Source organism: Dethiosulfovibrio faecalis (assembly GCF_021568795.1).
Taxonomy (GTDB): domain Bacteria; phylum Synergistota; class Synergistia; order Synergistales; family Dethiosulfovibrionaceae; genus Dethiosulfovibrio; species Dethiosulfovibrio faecalis.
Genome location: NZ_JAKGUE010000008.1, coordinates 1 through 16,700, shown reverse-complemented (window position 1 = coordinate 16,700; position 16,700 = coordinate 1). Strand labels below are relative to the sequence as shown.

Here is a 16,700-nt window from a genome sequence, read left to right as displayed (position 1 = left end):
AAACAACCGTGGGAGACCGTCTTGGAACTCCCCAGAAAAACAGAGGAGAAGATCCCATGAGAAAGCTCATAGAGACAGCCCTAAAAAGACCGGTCACGGTGGTAATACTGACCACAGCCCTGATAGTGTTCGGGATATACGCCTTCGCCAACATGGGGATGGAAAGGATGCCCAACGTCGACCTGCCCTACGTAATGGTTCAGACCACCATGGAGGGAGCCAGCCCGGCGGTGGTGGACAACGACATCACCGACGTGCTGGAAGAGCAGATCAACACCATAGACGGCATAAAGAACATCGACTCCAGCAGCTACGAGGGAAGATCGGTGATAGCCATAGAGTTCCAGTTGGACAAGGACGTAGACGTGGCAGCATCGGACGTCAGGGCCAAGGTGAACCTGGCCAGAGGAAGTCTGCCCGACGAGGCGGACGACCCGGTGGTGGACAAGTTCAGCTTCGACGACATGGCCGTCATGACCATAGCGGTCAACAGCACCGCCGACATGAGATCCACCTCCACCTACGTGGACAAGATCGCGAGGCAGAGGCTCCAAACCGTGAAGGGAGTCGGCAACGCCCAGGCGGTCGGACTAAGGGAGAGGGAGATAAGAGTCTGGCTGGATCCCATAGCCCTACAGGCTAGGGGATTGACCGCCACGGACGTCAAGAACGCCATCAACGAGAAGCACGTCGAGCTCCCCGCCGGAAGGATAGAGTCGGAAAGCCAGGAGTTCGGCATCAGGCTGGCCGGAGAATACGGCTCCATAGAGGCACTTAGCCAGATGGCGGTGGCCCGAAGAAACGGCGCACTGGTGAGGCTGAAGGACGTAGCCCGGGTGGAGGACGGTTTCGAGGATCGACGGAGCGTAGCCACCTACGACGGAAAGGAAACCATCCTCATACAGATCCGTAAGCAGAGGGGCACCAACGAGGTGGCCCTGGCCAAGGACGTAAAGGCAATGGTGGAGAAGCTTAACGCCGCCGCTCCGAAGGGCATATCGCTGAAGATCGTCCAGGACACCTCTCGGTTCATCATAAGGTCCATGAACGGCGTCAGAGGAGACATAATCATGGGAATCATGATGACCTCGATCATAATGTTCCTGTTCCTCCGCACCATAAGGGCCACCTTCGTGGCGGTCATAACCATACCGGTATGCCTCATAGGGACACTGATCGTACTCGACGGTCTCGGAATAACCATAAACAACATGACCATGCTGGGGCTATCCCTGGCTGTCGGCATGGTGGTCGACAGCACCACAGTCGTGATGGAGAATATCCACCGTCACAGGGAGATGGGCAAGACCGCCATGAGGTCCTCCGCCGACGGAGGAACCGAGGTAGGGTTCTCCGTCCTGGCAGGAGCCGCTACCACCATGGCGGTGTTCCTGCCGGTGGCCTTTATGAGCGGCATAATAGGACGGTTCTTCTACGCCTTCGGAATAACCGTGGCCATGACCATACTGATATCGCTGATACTCTCCCTGACGCTGACGCCGTTCCTCTGCTCCAGAATACTGGGACGACAGACAGAGTCGGCCCTCACCAGAGCCATGGAGGCCCCTTTCCTGGCATTGGAGCGGCTCTACACCGGCTTGCTCGGAGCAGCCGTAAGGCATAGGCTGATAACCCTGATAGTGGCGGTGGCAATATTCGTTTCCGGACTCCTGATGGCTGGTCGACTGGGATCGGAGTTTTTCCCCAACGAGGACAGGGGACGATTCAAGATAAACTTCGAGCTTTCCGCCGAGGCATCTCTGCAACAGACGGAGGACTTCCTCCTGGAACTGGGTAACTTGGTCCGTCAGGACCCCAGGGTGGTCTACACCTACGGAACAGCGGGGTCGGGACAGGGCGGCGAAGTCTATAAAGGTACGATAACAGTTGAGCTGGTACCCAGAGACGAAAGGCCTCCCTTCTACGTCATAATGGGAGAATACCGCAAGAAGCTGGCGGTCTATCGAGACGTGGACATCACACTGGGACGTTGGGGAGGATCGGACATATCGCTGGTCCTTCAGGGAGACAGCACCGAAGAGTTGGCCGACATAGGAGAGGCCATGAAGGCAGAGCTGGAGCAAAAGAGCGTCGGCCTGGTGGACATAACCACCGACCTCAGAATGAACAAACCCAGGATAAACCTGGACATAGACAGAAACCTCGCCGACGATCTGGGTATCAGCATGAGAGACCTGTCGACTGAGATAAAGACCTATTTCGGAGGGACCAACGCCGGGAGCTTCAAAGAGGGAGGCTATCGCTACGACATAAGGCTCAGAGCCGGAGCGGAGGATCGGGATGCGCCTGAAAAGATCTCGGACATCGCGGTTCGGGGGGGAGACGGCGAGCTCGTGAGACTTCCCGGCCTGGTGACCCCAAGGATAGAGATGGCTCCCAATGTAATAAAGAGACACAACAGACAGAGGTCCCTGGAGATAGGGGCCAACACCGACGGCATATCCCCCGGCGAGGGGATCGTACAGCTCGAGGACATCTTCGACCGTTACGCCCCGTCGGACGGATCCGTAACCATGTCCCCCGCAGGGGACACGGAGAACATGAGGGAGAGCTTCGCATCTCTCACGACCGCCCTGGCATTCGCCATACTGCTGGTCTACATGGTGATGGCGATACAGTTCGAGTCCTTCATGCACCCCCTCACCATCATGTTCGCCCTGCCCCTGATGACCGCCGGTGCCTTCGGCCTTCTACTGTTAGCCGGAGTAAGGCTCAGCGTGATGAGCTTCATGGGCATAATCCTGCTGGTGGGGATAGTGGTGAACAACGCCATACTGCTGGTCGACTTCGCCAACCAACACAGGGAACAGGGCATGGACAAGATATCGGCCATAATGAAAGCCGCACCTCTGAGGCTGAGGCCGATACTCATGACCACCTGCTCCACCATGGTCGGAATGCTTCCGATAGCACTGGGACTCAGCGAAGGAGGCGAGATAAGACAGCCTATGTCCATAACGGTCATAGGGGGCCTGTTCACCGCCACCCTCCTGACTCTGGTGGTCATCCCGGTAATATACCTGATCGTCGACGACATGACTGATCGAGTGAAGAGAGTTTTCTCCAGAGCGGGCGCGATCGTCAGAGGACGCAGGATGGCAGCCTCAGGACGGCTTCCCGGACAGACATCCGAAAGGGGTAACGCAACCAGATGAAATCGAAGAAAACGATAGGTATAGCCGTAGCGATGATGGCGATACTTTCCGCCGCACCTCCCGCATCAGCGACCCCTCTGACCCTAAAGGAAGCGGTCAGAATAGGGGTGGAAGAGGGAATAGAGGTTCTGAAGAGCGTCCAGGACATGGACAAGAGCGAGGCGGGAAAGCTGGTCGCCCGATCCGCTCTCTTTCCATCTCTTTCCCTGGGAGGAAAATACAAAAGACAGGACGAGAGACACGCTCTTGCGGAGGAGGCAAACTCCTACGGCATATCGATAACTGCCACCCAGCCGGTTTACACAGGAGGAAAGGCCACCGCTTTGCTCAAACAATCCCAGGCCTACGAGAACTCGGTTCTGGAGGCGGTGACCGACTCAAAGGAAACCGTGGCATACTCGGTCATACGACAGTTCTACGACGTTCTCCACTTGAGGGAAAACGTCGCTGCCGCCAGGGACTCGATGGCCTTCGCCGAGAGTCACCTGAAGGAAGTCGTAAAGAAGGAGGCCCTGGGCGTAGCGAACCGTTTCGAGGTCACCAGAGCGGAACAGCAGCTGAGCGGCTACAGAACCCAGCTTATAACCGCCGTCAACGACCTGGAATCGGCTAAGATCGCCCTTTTGACCACTCTGAGGATGGACCCCGAGTCGGACGTGGATATCTCGGGAGATCTCGACTTCGTGCCATACATCGGCGACAGGGAGGGATCTCTCGAAAGAGCCATGGCGAACAGGCCGGACCTGAAGGCGTCACTTTCATCGCTGGAGATACAGCGACAGGAGATACAGGTGGCCGCCAGCGGGCTGAGACCTAAGGTCGATCTGAAAGCCTCCTACTCCTGGGACGACCCCAAGGAAAGCGACGGTACCGACGACGACGACTGGGAGATAGCCCTGGAGGTGGACGTCCCAATACTGGACAGAAACGTGACCAAGGCCCAGATAATGAGGGAAAAGGCCAACCTGAGACAGAAAGAGCTGGACCTCCAAAAGCTTCGGGAGGCCATAAGAAGCGAGGTCTCCCAGGCCTGGTTAAATCTCGAAACGGCTGGACAGGCGGTGGAATCCACGTCGAAAGATCTCGAACTGGCCTCGGAATCCCTTAGGTTGGCCCAGGTAGGCTACAGAGAGGGAGTCAGCACCCAGATAGACGTCCTGGACGCCCAGGCATCCTACACCAAGGCCAGAAAGGAACACGCCACGGCGGTCAGCGCCTATTCCGTCCAGGTGGCGGCCCTGGAGAGAACCGAGGGAGAGCTGGTATCCCATGTCCTGAAAGAAGACGGAGGTGAAGAAAGATGAGAACAGCTGTTGTCACAGTTCTGGCCTCCATATTGCTTTGGAGTTCCGCCGGGTTCGCCCAAAACGCCGTCGTGACCGTTCAGACGGTGGAGATAACGCCCAAGGTTGAAAGAGGCTTCTCCGAGAACAGCACCCTGGAGGCCATAGACGAGGTTACCCTCTACCCCAGGGTAAGCGGAAGGCTGATAAAGGTCTTCGTGAAACAGGGCGACTCGGTATCTCCCGGAGACCCTATAGCTGAGCTGGACCACAGGGACGTCGACGCCCAGATATCTCAGGCCAAAGCACAGATAGCCGTCGCCCAGGCACAGGTAGCCCAAGCCATGGCGGAGCTTGAAAACGCCAAGAGGGAGAGAGATCGCTATCTCAGGCTGGTCAAGGAGGGGTTCTCCACCCAGCAACAGCTGGACTCGAAGGAAACGGTCTATCGTACCGCCAAGGCGGCGGTAGATCTCAGCAGAGCCCAGGTCCGACAGAACATGGCCAACCTGGAGAAGCTACAGGTAGACCTGTCCGAATACACGCTGAAGGCGTCCATTCAGGGAATAGTGGTAAACGACTACTCCAGGACCCCGGGAGAGATGATAACCCCTCAGACCTCTCTGGCACAGATCGCGGACATCTCCAGGCTTAAAGCGGTCATCCAGGCTCCGGAAAGCCACGCCAGACTGATAGAACAGGGAATGAAGGCCTTCGTGACGGTAGGGGAGGCAAAACTGGATGGCAAGGTCTATCGGGTCAGACCCTTCGTAGATCCCAGTACCAGGACGACACAGGTGGAGGTAGCCGTGGAGAACGATGGAGACCTCAAGCCTGGCATGTTCGCCAGGGTTTTCATCGTTGAGGAAACCATGGAAAACGCCGTGATGATACCGATGGACTCGGTGATCTCCGAGGAAGACGGCTCCTTCGTCTTCGTGGTGGAAGACGGAAAGGCGAGAAAGAAGCCTGTCTCATTGGGGCGATCCGTCGGAAGGAACGTCAACGTACAGGATGGGCTTGCTAAAGGAGATCAACTGATCGTCCTAGGAGGAAGAAACCTCTCCGATGGAGACCAGGTAACGATTCGTTAAAACGATTATACCTTCAGAGAAGACGAAAGGGACGCCTTAAGGCGTCCCTTTCGTCTTCTCTGAAGAAACGAGATGTATAATGGAAGAGGTGGTAGTGTTTCCTATAGAGGAGGGATATCCATGAAACGAACGATTTTTCTCTTCCTGCTCCTGTCGGCTCTGTGCGTATCGTCCGCCCAGGGGGAAGGCCTTAAGGATATCAGGAAGAGAGGAGAACTTCGCCATCTCGGCGTGCCCTACGCTCACTTCGTGAGCGGAAGCGGAGACGGACTCGATGTGGAACTGATGAGAAGATTCGCCTCCTTCCTCGGGGTGAAATACTCTTTCGTCCCGACGGACTGGGAAAATCTCATACCAGATCTCCTTGGAAGAGATATAAAAAAAGACGGGTCTCTTTCCGACGCAAAGAGACCTATAAGAGGAGATCTTATAGCCTCCGGCCTTACGGTCCTGGACTGGAGAAAGAAGCTGATAGATTTCTCCAGCCCCACCTTCACCACCCAGGTCTGGCTCGTTACCAGGGCCAACAACCCGATAAGGCCCATAAAACCGTCGGGCTACCTGACGAAAGATATAGAGGAGACTAAAGAATTGATCCGGGGCAGGTCTCTCATGGGCTGTCCCGGCACCTGCCTGGATCCCAACCTGTACGGACTGAGGGGTCTGGCTAAAGATCTTATTACCTTCGAGGGGAACCTGAACGACCTGGTCCCAGCCCTTATCTCCGGCCGCTCGGAGCTGGTTCTGCTGGACGTTCCGGACGTCCTGGTCGGTCTGGCCTCGTGGCCCGGACAGATCAAGGTGATCGGACCGATATCCCAAAAACAGGAGATGGCAGTGGCCTTTCCCAAGGAATCCGACCTGAGAGAGGAATTCGAGAGGTTCTTCTCCGAACTGGTGGACAAAGGAGAGTACTCCCTCATGGTGGAGGAATACTATCCGTCCATAAGGGAATTCCCATGAAGCGTTCCTTGCCTGTGCTCAAGAAGGCCCTGGCTGTGTCGGTCGGGCTTTTCCTGGCCCTGATAGCTGTCCTGATAGTGGTGAACTACCGGTCACAGAGATCGTTCGAAAGACAGACGGTACGGGCTCTTCAGATACAGGCGGACAACATGGCCTCCATAATGGGCTATATACTGTTCGAGAGAAGACAGGATGCCTACGACATAGCCGAGAGCAAGGAACTCACCGCCTACTTTCAGGGACGGGACCTAGGTATGTCCAGGGAATACGGGTTGAAGGCCAGCCAGGAAAACCTTCAGGCCCTGCTGAAGAGGAAGCTCCAGAACACAACGTTCGAAAACGACATGGTCTACTCCAGAATAGCGGTCATACTGGACGACGGCAGCCCCCTCGCAGTGACCCCGGCCGTACAGGGCAACCCTCCCGATTGGCTCAAATACCGCTACACCCTGAACCCCTCGGGGCGGATCATAACCGAGTGGGAGAACGGAGAGAGCCAACTGGTCATATCCTATCCCTACTTCTACAAGGGGAACTACGAGGGACAGATAGTGCTGTGGATGACCCCGTCGGACATACTGACCAGACTCAGGGCGAGACAGAGCACAGAACCGTGGAACAACATATTCCTCACCACATGGAACGGCCAGAGGGTAACCTCGCCGTTCGAGAACCCCCATGAGGCCAGCAAGATATTCCATCACCTAGAGGGAGCGGAGAAACCGATGGAGATTAAGGTGGGAGAGGATGACAAGCCCACCAAGGTCCTGGCCGCCAAGGCCGAGGTTCCGGGAGCGTCTTTGCTCCTCTTCCTCGTGACCCCCAGAGACAGGGTCTTCGGCTCCGCCACCCCCTACGGGAACCTGATAATAATGGGAGCCTCCGCTCTGCTTCTCCTGGGAGGAGGACTCTTCCTCCTGAGGGAAAACACCCAGGCCGTTATATTGAAGGCCAGGGTCGACGAAGCTGAGAAAAACCAGATAACTGTAAAAGAACACAACGAAAGGCTGAAGACCGAGATAAGGGAACGCAAAAAAGCGGAAAGCGCCCTTCAGGGACAGCTGTCCTTCATGCAGGTTCTTTTGGATACGATCCCCAACCCGGTTTACTACTTCGATAAAAACGGCATAATACTGGGGTGTAACAGGGCCTTTTCCTCCCTGCTGGGCAGAGAGGGATGGGGAATGGTCGGCACATCCATGGGAGAGCTGCTGCCTACGAAGGTAACTGAAAAGCTAATGGACCTCGGCGAAAGGATCCTGAACGACAGCGAACCGGTCCGATTCCAGCTACCCATGGACATCGATGGCCAGGAATACCGTTTTTTCTTCAATCAGGCGTGCTTCCAGTCGAACGAGGACAATCCCGGGGTGGTAGGGGTGATGGAGGACGTCACGGCCCTCATCAAAAACGCCGTCGAGCTCAGAGAGGCTAAGGAAGAGGCGGAGAGGGCCAACAAGGCGAAGAGTACCTTTTTGGCCAACATGAGCCACGAGATCAGAACCCCTATGAACGCCGTTGTGGGAATGACCGAACTCGCTCTGGAGACCACCTACGACGAGGAACAAAGGGAATGCCTGGAGACGATACACGAGGCTTCCTGTTCGCTGATGGATATAATCAACGACATACTGGACATCTCCAAGATCGAATCGGGACACATGGAGATAGACAGCCATCCCTTCGACCTGGGAGAGATCGCCTGGAAGGCGGCCAGCTGCCTCGCCAAGGGAACCCACGGCAAGGGTCTGGAACTGAACGTCGACGTAGACGAGGACCTGGCGGAAAGCTACATAGGCGATTCGGTGAGGATAAGGCAGATAATGGTCAACCTGCTGAGCAACGCGGTTAAATTCACCGACGAAGGGGAGGTCCTGATGTCGGTGAAAGCGACGGAGAAAACCGCAAAGATGGACTCGGTCGAGATAAAGGTCGAGGACACAGGAATAGGTCTGTCCGAAAAAGACATAACCAGAATCTTCTCTCCCTTCGTACAGGCCGACGTATCCACTACAAAACGCTACGGAGGCACAGGACTGGGCCTCTCCATATGTAAAAAGCTGGTGGAGATGATGGGAGGCGAGCTAAAGGTCCAAAGCGTTCCCGGAAAGGGAAGCGTCTTCAGCTTCGCTATTCCTCTGACGGTGGAAGACCGGAACAGGCAGAATCTCCATCCCGACCTGAGATCCCGTTCGGCCCTGATAGTGGACGACAACGAGACCAACAGGGCCATTCTGAGCCGCAAGCTTTCCGCCTGGGGCATGGAGGTTCGCCAGGCGAAATCGGGCAAGGAAGCCCTGAACATGCTGACAGGAGAAAATCGGATATCGGCGGACATAATGATACTGGACTGCCATATGCCAGACATGGACGGACCCACCGTGCTCGAAAGGCTGGACCAAGCAGACGCGGTGCCGGAGGCGGCCATAATGCTCAGCTCTCTCGACGGTCCGGATGTAAAATCCAGATGCAGGGACCTCGGAATACGTTGGTTTCTGACGAAACCCATCCCGGACAGCGTCCTGAAGAGGACCCTGATAAAATCCATAACCCCGGAGGAAGGAGAATCGACGCCTCTAGAGCAAGGAGATCAGGATCTGTTCGGTGTCGGAAAATCGGTCTTGGTCGTGGAGGACAACGAATTCAACGCCAGGATAATGATAAGGACCATGGAAAGACGGGGCTTTCAGGTGGACCTGGCTACAAACGGAGTGGAGGCTCTGAAAAAGATAGACGAGACCAGGCCGGACCTGGTTCTGATGGACGTACAGATGCCGGTAATGGACGGAAAGGAGACCACCAGGGAGATCCGACGGGAGGAACTCCGATCGGGACGTCCCAGACTTCCGGTAATAGCCCTTACAGCCTACGCCATGGCGGAGGAAAAATCGGCCATACTGGAATCTGGGGTCGACGACATAGTGACCAAACCGGTCAACAGAGAGGAGCTGTTCCGGGCCGTAACTGCCCTGCTTCCGGAGACCGGAAGCACGCCTCCTTCGGTAAAGAAATCCGATGGAATCCTGGATCCCGGCAGGGTCGCGGCGCTTCTGGAAATGGTTGGGAAGGACCAGGCCATAATGGAGGAGGTCATCGGCGATTTTATTGAAAATCTACCGTCCCAGCTGGAGAGCTTGTCTCAGGCCGTGGCGGATAGATCGTCGGAGAGAACGGCCAAGGCGGCTCACGGCCTGAAAGGATCGCTTGGAACGGTGGGAGCCCTGGAATCCTGGGAGATATGCGTCCGACTTGAAAGACTTGCCAAGGAAGCCGATCTTACCGCCTCCGTCGGGGTGTTTAAAGAACTCGAACTATCTCTGAGAAAACTGACGGACGAACTGAAAAGAGGCGGCTGGAAAAAGTACGTAGAACGAGAGCGATAAGGGGGTCCACGATGGCTACGGTACTGATAGTTGAGGACGACAGGATAACCCGCAAAGTCCTGACCCTGGGGATAAAGAACCTCGGCTACAGGGTGATGGAGGCCGAAAGTGGAGAGGAAGCCCTGTCCATGCTGCTGGGGACCGACTCTGACGTCGACATGATACTCATGGACGTAGTAATGCCGGAAATGGACGGCATAGAGACCACCGGCAGGATAAGGGCCATGGGAATACCTGCGGTGATAATAATGCTGACCTCCGACGACAGCGCCGAGACGGTGAAGAGGGCCGTCATGGCCGGAGCGGACGACTACATGACCAAGCCGGTGGATCCCAACCAGCTGGCCACCAGGCTGGAACTGGCCCTGAAAGCGTCGAGCTTCTACGTCTACAGACACAACTTCGCCAGCCAGATAGAGGGCTTCGAAAGCTTCCATGCGGAAGACCGAAGATCGATGGACATAATAGCCAGCAAAAACGAAAACCTCCTCTCCGACCTGCTGAAAACCCTCAACCTCATCGCCAAGATGAGGGACAACGATACCTACGAACACACCTCCCGGGTCGGCTGGCTGTCCATGGCCCTGGCCAGAAAGATGGGAGAGCCGGAGGACGAGGTTCTCTCCCTGGGGCTGGCAGCTCCTCTCCACGACATCGGAAAGATCGGCGTCCCAGACTCGATCCTCTTAAAACCCGGAGCTCTCAACGATCGAGAATGGGAGATAATGAAACAGCACCCGATATTCGGGTGGAGACTTCTCAGCCGATTCTCATCCGGAGTCCTTATGACCGCCGCATCGGTGGCGTTGAACCATCACGAGAGATGGGATGGATCGGGGTATCCTAAGGGGCTGAAAGGCGAGGAAATCCCCCTTTACGGCCGTATCGTGGCGGTGGCCGACAGTTTCGACGCCATGGTCAGTCCCAGGCCCTACAAGGAAGCGAAATCAGTCGATTGGGGCTTCGAGGAGATACGATCGCTGGCGGGAATCCAGTTCTGCCCCAAGACGGTCGAGGCCTTTATATCCCTGGAAGAGAAAATAGAAAGACGTTACGAGATGGAAAAACAGGCTCAGATCTAGACTCCTATATCTGTCCCTGCACCTGTAATAATGAACCGATGGGGACATAAAAAGACTGCATCTTTCGGAGGATCTCTTATGGCAACTGGAACACTTTTCAGCGCTCTTATAATCTTCGTCCTTCTTTTCGCACTGTCGGCCTTCTTCTCCGCCAGCGAGACGGCCTTCTCCAGCGTAAACAAGATCAGGCTCCGCCGCTTCGTAGAGGAGGAGAGGCCAGGCGCATCCAGCGCCATGGAGCTGGCCAAGGACTTCAACCGCACCGTCTCGGCCATACTGATAGGCGGCAACATCGTGGACATACTTATAACATCCGCCGCCACCGCCGTCCTGACATCCATGTTCGGCCCTATAGGAGCGGTCTACGCCACCGTACTTATGACGATCCTCATAATACTGTTCGGGGAGATATTGCCCAAGGCCTTGGTCAAGGACAGGGCAGAACCCTTCGCCCTGGCCTCGGCCCCGATGGTGAAGTTCTTCGTGTCCGTGTTGAACCCGGTCTGCGCCCTCACCTCCAGGATAACCTCCGCCCTGAGACACGGCAGAACCGGAGGAACCCTGATACCCACGGTGACCCACGACGAGCTGCTCAGCATAGTGGACACCATGGGAGGAGAGGGAACCCTCCCCCTCTCAGAGAGGGAGCTGGTGGAGAACGCCGTCAACTTCAACGGTCTGGAGGTCTGGGAGGTCCAGACTCCCAGGGTGGACCTCTTCGCCATAGAGGTAGACGACGATCCCTCGGTAGTGACAGGACTGATAGTTGCAAACCACTACTCCAGGATACCGGTCTACCAGGGCTCGATAGACAACATAGTGGGCATACTCTACGAGAAGGACTACCTGGCCGCCGTAACCTCCGGCAAAAAACCGGTTATCCGGGACATGATGAAGCGCCCCATCCTCATAGCGGGAAGCGCCAGCCTCATGGACAGTCTCAAGATACTCCGATCCAGCCACACCCACATGGCGGTGGTGCTGGACGAATACGGCGGGACCTCCGGCATAGTGACCCTGGAGGACCTGCTGGAGGAGCTGGTTGGAGAGCTATACGACGAGCACGACGACATAAAGGAGAACGTCACCAAGATAGAGGAGAACGTCTACATGGCCAACGGGGACATCTACATAAAGAGGCTTTTCGAGGCCTTTCTGGACGTCCCATACGAGCCGGAGACCGACTCCACCACGCTGAGCGGATGGCTTCTCGAACAGTTCAAGACCCTTCCGGAGACCGGCGCGGAGGTAAAATGGGAGAACTTTACCTTCCAGGTCTCAAAGCTGTCGGGACAGAGAATACACAAGGTACGAATCACGAGAGAGCCTTAAGAAAGATCACGTCCGCTAGCAACCCTACCCGAGTAGATACCATAAAAAAAGCCCCGAGAGGAAGCTTCCTCTCGGGGTTTTCTACGATTATCGTTAAAGGTTCGAGCCTATCAATACCGCTCCGGTCATTATTATCAGAGACAGGGTTATCTTCCTGAAGACCTCCTCCGGCAAGAGCCTGGACACCTTTATCCCCAGCCAGGTTCCAACCAGCAACACAGGCACGTAGGCTCCGGTTATCGCCAGCACCTGAGCGGTCAGGACACCCTTGAAGGCGTAAAGGGAGATGGTGGCGACGTTCAACGACATGAAATACGCGGCCAGATTGGCCCTGAACTCGTCCTTTCCCGTTCCCTGATTCGTCAGGAAGAGCACCACCGGAGGTCCGCTCATGGAGAGACTGCCGTTCAGGATGCCGCTGACCATCCCGATGGGGCCCAGAGCCCAGATGCTGTAGGGAAGGGGCTTCCTCCATCCCGAGAGCATCACCATAGCCACCAGGACGATGAAGGTCCCCACGAACAGCCTGAAAGCCCTGGGATCCAAGGCCGTCAAGATCCATATTCCCAACGGCAGTGTGATCACCCCTCCAGCCAGTATGGGCAGCACCTTTCTGAAATCCAGAGAGGACCAGCAGTCCTTTAAGACCATCACGTTGAGCCCCATGCTGACCAAAACCAGCATGGGAATGACCACCTGCTGGGAGAGAAAGAACAGTAGAAAAGGCGCAGCCACCAGAGAGAAGGCGAACCCGGCACATCCCTGGACGAGGCTGCCGGCGAAGATCGCCGCACCGCCCCAGATCAGAGAGTTCACGATCGCTAGCCCTCTACCGGCTCGAGCCCTGAGGCCCGGTCCTGGCGATCCACCTTGAATACCTTGACGAGGGACACCAGATCGTCCGCCCTACCGGACATGGTCTGGGCCTCCTGGGAAACCCCGTCGGCTGCCCTAGCCGTCTCGTCCGTTGCGGTACGGACCGTTTCCATCATCTCCGAGACCTCCATGACCGTCCTGGATACCGACTCTATAGCGGAAGCCATCTCCTGAGACGAGGCCGACTGGTTCTCCGCCACCTTGGCCATCTCCTCGACCCCTTCGGTGATCCTGTCCACCTGGTTCAGGACCGTCCTTAGCTTATCCCTGGAGTTCTCCGCCTTCTCTATGACGTCCTCCACCATTTTCTCAGTCTTGCCCGCGACCGACACGGACTGACGGGCCTTATCGGTCAGCTCGTCTATGAGCTTGGATACCTCCTGGGCCGCTCCGGCCGACTCCTCCGCCAACTTGCGGACCTCCTCGGCCACCACCGCGAAACCCCTGCCGGCCTCTCCTGCCCTGGCTGCCTCTATGGCGGCGTTGAGCGCGAGTAAATTGGTCTGGTCGGCGATGGTCGTTATGGTGGTGACAAAACCGGCGATGGCGTCCACCGATTTGGAGAGATCGGAGATGTTGTCCTTTGTCTTGACGGTGAACTCCCCGAGACCGTGAACCTCGTCTATGGTATTGCCCATCTCGGAGGCGGCCTCATCGGTGCTACGCCGTCCCTCCTCGGCCGCGTCGGCGGTTTCCTTGGAGAACTTGGCGGTCCTCTCGGCACCGGCGGCGATCTCCTCCACCCCTGCGGAGGTCTGCTGCAAGGCGGCCGCTCCGTTCTCCGCCAACTGTGCCACCTTGTCCACCGCGGACTGGACCTCTGCCATGGAGGCGTTCATCTCCTCGGCCAACGCCGCCAGGGTGCCGGATCCATCGGAAAACTCTCCGGCCTGTCGCAAAATCCGCCGGACGACGTCTCTCTGCTTGGACACCATTTCCGCCAGGGCTCCGGCCATCCGGGCCATCTCGCCGCCCGACCCCACCTGGAAGTCCGATTCCTCCAGGGTTAGATCCCCGTCTCTGCCCTTCTCGGCAAAACGCACCACCGAGGCTATAGGACCGGTTATGGATCGAGACAAAAGGAAACCAAGTCCCAAAGCCAGGACGACACCGATAGCAACCGACACCATTGCGGTCCTGGCCGACTTTTTAGCCATGGCCATGCCGTTCTTGGCGGCGGAGTTAACCTCACCGTCTGTCACGGCGATGACGTCGTCCATTACGGACACCACGGCCTGTTGTCCCTGGAGCATCTCCTCCCCGTAGAAACGGGCCATCTCCTCGTATTTTTCCACCGACAACTGGGCCACATCGGAGGCCTTCTTGAAAAGCCCCCTCATGTTGGCCAGAGGAGAAAGGATTCTGCTGACGTAAGCCAGCTCGAGCCTCTCTCTCATGACATCGTTGGAGATGGTTCCCTTTCTGTCTATCAGCTTGTTTATGAAGGCCGCACCCTTGTGCAGCTTTTCATGCTGTAACGATATGAGCTTGAAGATATCGGCCAGTTTGCCGTTGTCCGTATGAAACGAGCTTAAGAACCCCCCGAGTTCGCATTTGGTGGGGTCGAGCTCCCCGGTAAAATTGGTCTGGGTAACTATGGCCTCGCTGAGCTTTATGACCCAGTCCTCGTGCTTGGACAGGAGCTTTGCCAGGTCGGCCTCGAAGGCGGTCGGAGCGGCTATGCCGAAACCGTCGAGCTCGTCGCACATGGTCAAAAACCCCTCGACGCTTCCCTTCCAGCTCTCCCAGGATGGACCGAAAGAATCCCATGCCATCTGTTCCATTGAGGACTTCGGGATGGTCGAAAAAACCTCTACGGCCCTATCTGCCCTGACGAACCCATGCCTTATGGATTCGTAGAGTTCCTGACGCCTCTCCAGCGGAAGCCCTTCCTGAAGGAGCTGGGCCGCCGACTTGGCTACCGTAAGCTGCTCCGAGTTTATCTCCTCCACCAGTTTGAGGGCCTGGACCTTCTCCGTGCCCAGCACGTTCAGAGAGCCGGAAAGGACCGACATCCCTCGATAACCTACGGTTCCGACGACCGCACATATGGCGGCCACGGCGAGAAACCCGCCGACTAATTTAGTCGATATCTTCATGTCGCCCTCCTATTTTTTAGCCTGGATCTATCTGAAGCTAGACGCCTTTTCTTCCACCGCCTTCAAGAGCTCGTCGAAGGCGGTTACGAAGGCGTCCACTCCGCTCTCTCTCAACCCGTCGCATATTCGATCCAGATCCACCCCGAGATCGGCGAGCCTCTGTCTTCTGTGAAAAGCCCCGTCCAGGTCGAAAGCGACTCTGTTCTCCACTTCCCCGTGATCCAAAAAGGCATCCATGGTCGCAGGAGGCACGGTGTTCACCGTGTCTGGACCGATAAGCTCCTCCACGTAGAGGGTATCCCTGTAGGATCGATTCTTAGTGCCTGTGCTGGCCCAGAGCATCCTCTGAGGGCAGGCCCCGGCCTTGACAAGGAGCTGCCAATCCGCCCCGGAGAATATCTCTCCCCATCTATTGTATGCCAACCTGGCGTTGTCGACGGCGATCTTTCCCATGAGATCCGAAGCCCTCTCCTCAAGAAGGGGATCGACCGCCGAGTCCATACGGCTGACGAAAAGGGACGCAACCGAACGGACCGACGATACGTCGTCGCCTCTGTCGAGCCTGGCCTTCAGACCCCTGATATAGGCCCTTCCCACCGCCTCGGTCTGTGCCACCGAGAATATCAACGTGGCGTTTACCGACACTCCAGCGGAGGTAGCCCTCTCCAGAGCGGAGATACCGGCTTCGGTTGCGGGGATCTTTATCATCACGTTAGGCCTTCCGAGAAGGGATCTAAGCCTTAGGGCCTCCGAGACGGTGCGTTCCTCGTCGTCGGCCAGGCGTGGATCCACCTCCAGGCTGACGTAGCCGTCGGTTCCTCCGGTGGCCTCGAACACCGGGGTCATGCGGTCCGCCGCATCGGAGATATCCTCCAGAGCCAGCCCCTCGTATATATCCAGATCGGACATTCCCGATTTCGCCATGGTCTTTATAGCGTCGTCGTAGCCGTCCCCTTTGGAGATGGCCTTGTTGAAGATGGCCGGGTTCGACGTCACCCCTCGGACGCCTTTTTCCATCATCTCGTCCAGCCCGCCGGAGGACAGAAGCTCTCTGCTTATATAGTCGCACCATATGCTCTGCCCCAGCTCGGCCGCCTTCCATATATTGGTCATGACCATCGCTCCCTTCGATCGTACAATATTAGACCGTACGGAGGACATTCTCAACCCTTCAGGCCTTCAAAGCGGGTTTATCTTCGACGAGTCGATAGATCGACACCAACTCCCGCAGCTCGGCCAGTTGGCTCTGCTGGTCCTCCCTTATCATCTGAAGGTTCTCCATCCGGGAGGCCATCTCCTTGGCGGCCCTCTCGGTGTCCTTGGCGGAGTCCCGGCCTCCGTTAAGCATGGAGGCTATGGTGTCTATGGCCCGGGCTATCTCCTGGGTGCTGGCGGTCTGCTCCTCGGAGGCG

The 16,700-nt window shown here is 56.8% G+C and carries 10 protein-coding genes and 1 pseudogene; 7 read left to right on the top strand and 4 right to left on the bottom strand.

Translation table 11 applies throughout. The annotated features are described in order from the left end of the window. The first annotated feature begins 56 nt into the window (after positions 1 to 56). The 7 genes from L2W58_RS07125 (at position 57) to L2W58_RS07095 (ending at position 12,313) form a co-directional block, all read left to right on the top strand. Complete coding sequence (locus tag L2W58_RS07125) at positions 57 to 3,176, top strand: efflux RND transporter permease subunit (RefSeq protein WP_236102661.1); 3,120 nt, start codon at positions 57 to 59, stop codon at positions 3,174 to 3,176. Further along, on the top strand, positions 3,173 to 4,480 hold the full coding sequence (locus L2W58_RS07120; RefSeq protein WP_236102660.1) for a TolC family protein: 1,308 nt from the start codon (positions 3,173 to 3,175) through the stop codon (positions 4,478 to 4,480). Before L2W58_RS07125 ends, L2W58_RS07120 begins: the two co-directional genes overlap by 4 nt. Beyond that, on the top strand, positions 4,477 to 5,553 hold the full coding sequence (locus L2W58_RS07115; protein WP_236102659.1) for an efflux RND transporter periplasmic adaptor subunit: 1,077 nt from the start codon (positions 4,477 to 4,479) through the stop codon (positions 5,551 to 5,553). The genes L2W58_RS07120 and L2W58_RS07115 overlap by 4 nt, the downstream gene beginning before the upstream one ends. A gap of 120 nt (positions 5,554 to 5,673) precedes the next feature. Continuing rightward, positions 5,674 to 6,516 (top strand): transporter substrate-binding domain-containing protein, encoded by an 843-nt coding sequence (locus tag L2W58_RS07110; protein WP_236102658.1) that lies wholly within the window; start codon positions 5,674 to 5,676, stop codon positions 6,514 to 6,516. Further along, entirely contained in the window at positions 6,513 to 9,899 is a 3,387-nt protein-coding gene (locus tag L2W58_RS07105; protein ID WP_236102657.1) for a response regulator, read from the top strand. The genes L2W58_RS07110 and L2W58_RS07105 overlap by 4 nt, the downstream gene beginning before the upstream one ends. 11 nt (positions 9,900 to 9,910) lie before the next feature. After that, complete coding sequence (locus L2W58_RS07100; RefSeq protein WP_236102656.1) at positions 9,911 to 10,981, top strand: HD domain-containing phosphohydrolase; 1,071 nt, start codon at positions 9,911 to 9,913, stop codon at positions 10,979 to 10,981. 78 nt (positions 10,982 to 11,059) lie between these two features. Next, a complete protein-coding gene (locus tag L2W58_RS07095; RefSeq protein WP_236102655.1) occupies positions 11,060 to 12,313 on the top strand; it encodes a hemolysin family protein in 1,254 nt (417 codons plus the stop codon). A 93-nt stretch (positions 12,314 to 12,406) separates the two neighbouring features. Here the strand turns inward: L2W58_RS07095 and L2W58_RS07090 are convergent, their stop codons facing one another. The 4 genes and pseudogenes from L2W58_RS07090 to L2W58_RS07075 form a co-directional block, all read right to left on the bottom strand. Continuing rightward, positions 12,407 to 13,129 (bottom strand): sulfite exporter TauE/SafE family protein, encoded by a 723-nt coding sequence (locus L2W58_RS07090; protein WP_236102654.1) that lies wholly within the window; start codon positions 13,127 to 13,129, stop codon positions 12,407 to 12,409. A 5-nt stretch (positions 13,130 to 13,134) separates the two neighbouring features. After that, positions 13,135 to 15,288 carry a methyl-accepting chemotaxis protein gene (locus L2W58_RS07085; RefSeq protein ID WP_236102653.1) on the bottom strand — a complete coding sequence of 718 codons (2,154 nt, stop codon included), beginning with the start codon at positions 15,286 to 15,288 and terminating at the stop codon, positions 13,135 to 13,137. Between the two features lie 27 nt (positions 15,289 to 15,315). Next, positions 15,316 to 16,401, bottom strand: coding sequence for a transaldolase (tal, locus tag L2W58_RS07080; protein WP_236102652.1), 1,086 nt, complete (start codon positions 16,399 to 16,401; stop codon positions 15,316 to 15,318). A gap of 58 nt (positions 16,402 to 16,459) precedes the next feature. Continuing rightward, positions 16,460 to 16,700: pseudogene (locus L2W58_RS07075) on the bottom strand (methyl-accepting chemotaxis protein); the annotation flags it as partial.

Coding starts and splice junctions, on each gene's coding strand:
- L2W58_RS07105 (WP_236102657.1), top strand. CDS start 6,513: ATGAAGCGTTCCTTGCCTGTGCTCAAGAAGGCCCTGGCTGTGTCGGTC.
- L2W58_RS07120 (WP_236102660.1), top strand. CDS start 3,173: ATGAAATCGAAGAAAACGATAGGTATAGCCGTAGCGATGATGGCGATA.
- L2W58_RS07095 (WP_236102655.1), top strand. CDS start 11,060: ATGGCAACTGGAACACTTTTCAGCGCTCTTATAATCTTCGTCCTTCTT.
- L2W58_RS07125 (WP_236102661.1), top strand. CDS start 57: ATGAGAAAGCTCATAGAGACAGCCCTAAAAAGACCGGTCACGGTGGTA.
- L2W58_RS07115 (WP_236102659.1), top strand. CDS start 4,477: ATGAGAACAGCTGTTGTCACAGTTCTGGCCTCCATATTGCTTTGGAGT.
- L2W58_RS07110 (WP_236102658.1), top strand. CDS start 5,674: ATGAAACGAACGATTTTTCTCTTCCTGCTCCTGTCGGCTCTGTGCGTA.
- tal (WP_236102652.1), bottom strand. CDS start 16,401: ATGACCAATATATGGAAGGCGGCCGAGCTGGGGCAGAGCATATGGTGC.
- L2W58_RS07100 (WP_236102656.1), top strand. CDS start 9,911: ATGGCTACGGTACTGATAGTTGAGGACGACAGGATAACCCGCAAAGTC.
- L2W58_RS07085 (WP_236102653.1), bottom strand. CDS start 15,288: ATGAAGATATCGACTAAATTAGTCGGCGGGTTTCTCGCCGTGGCCGCC.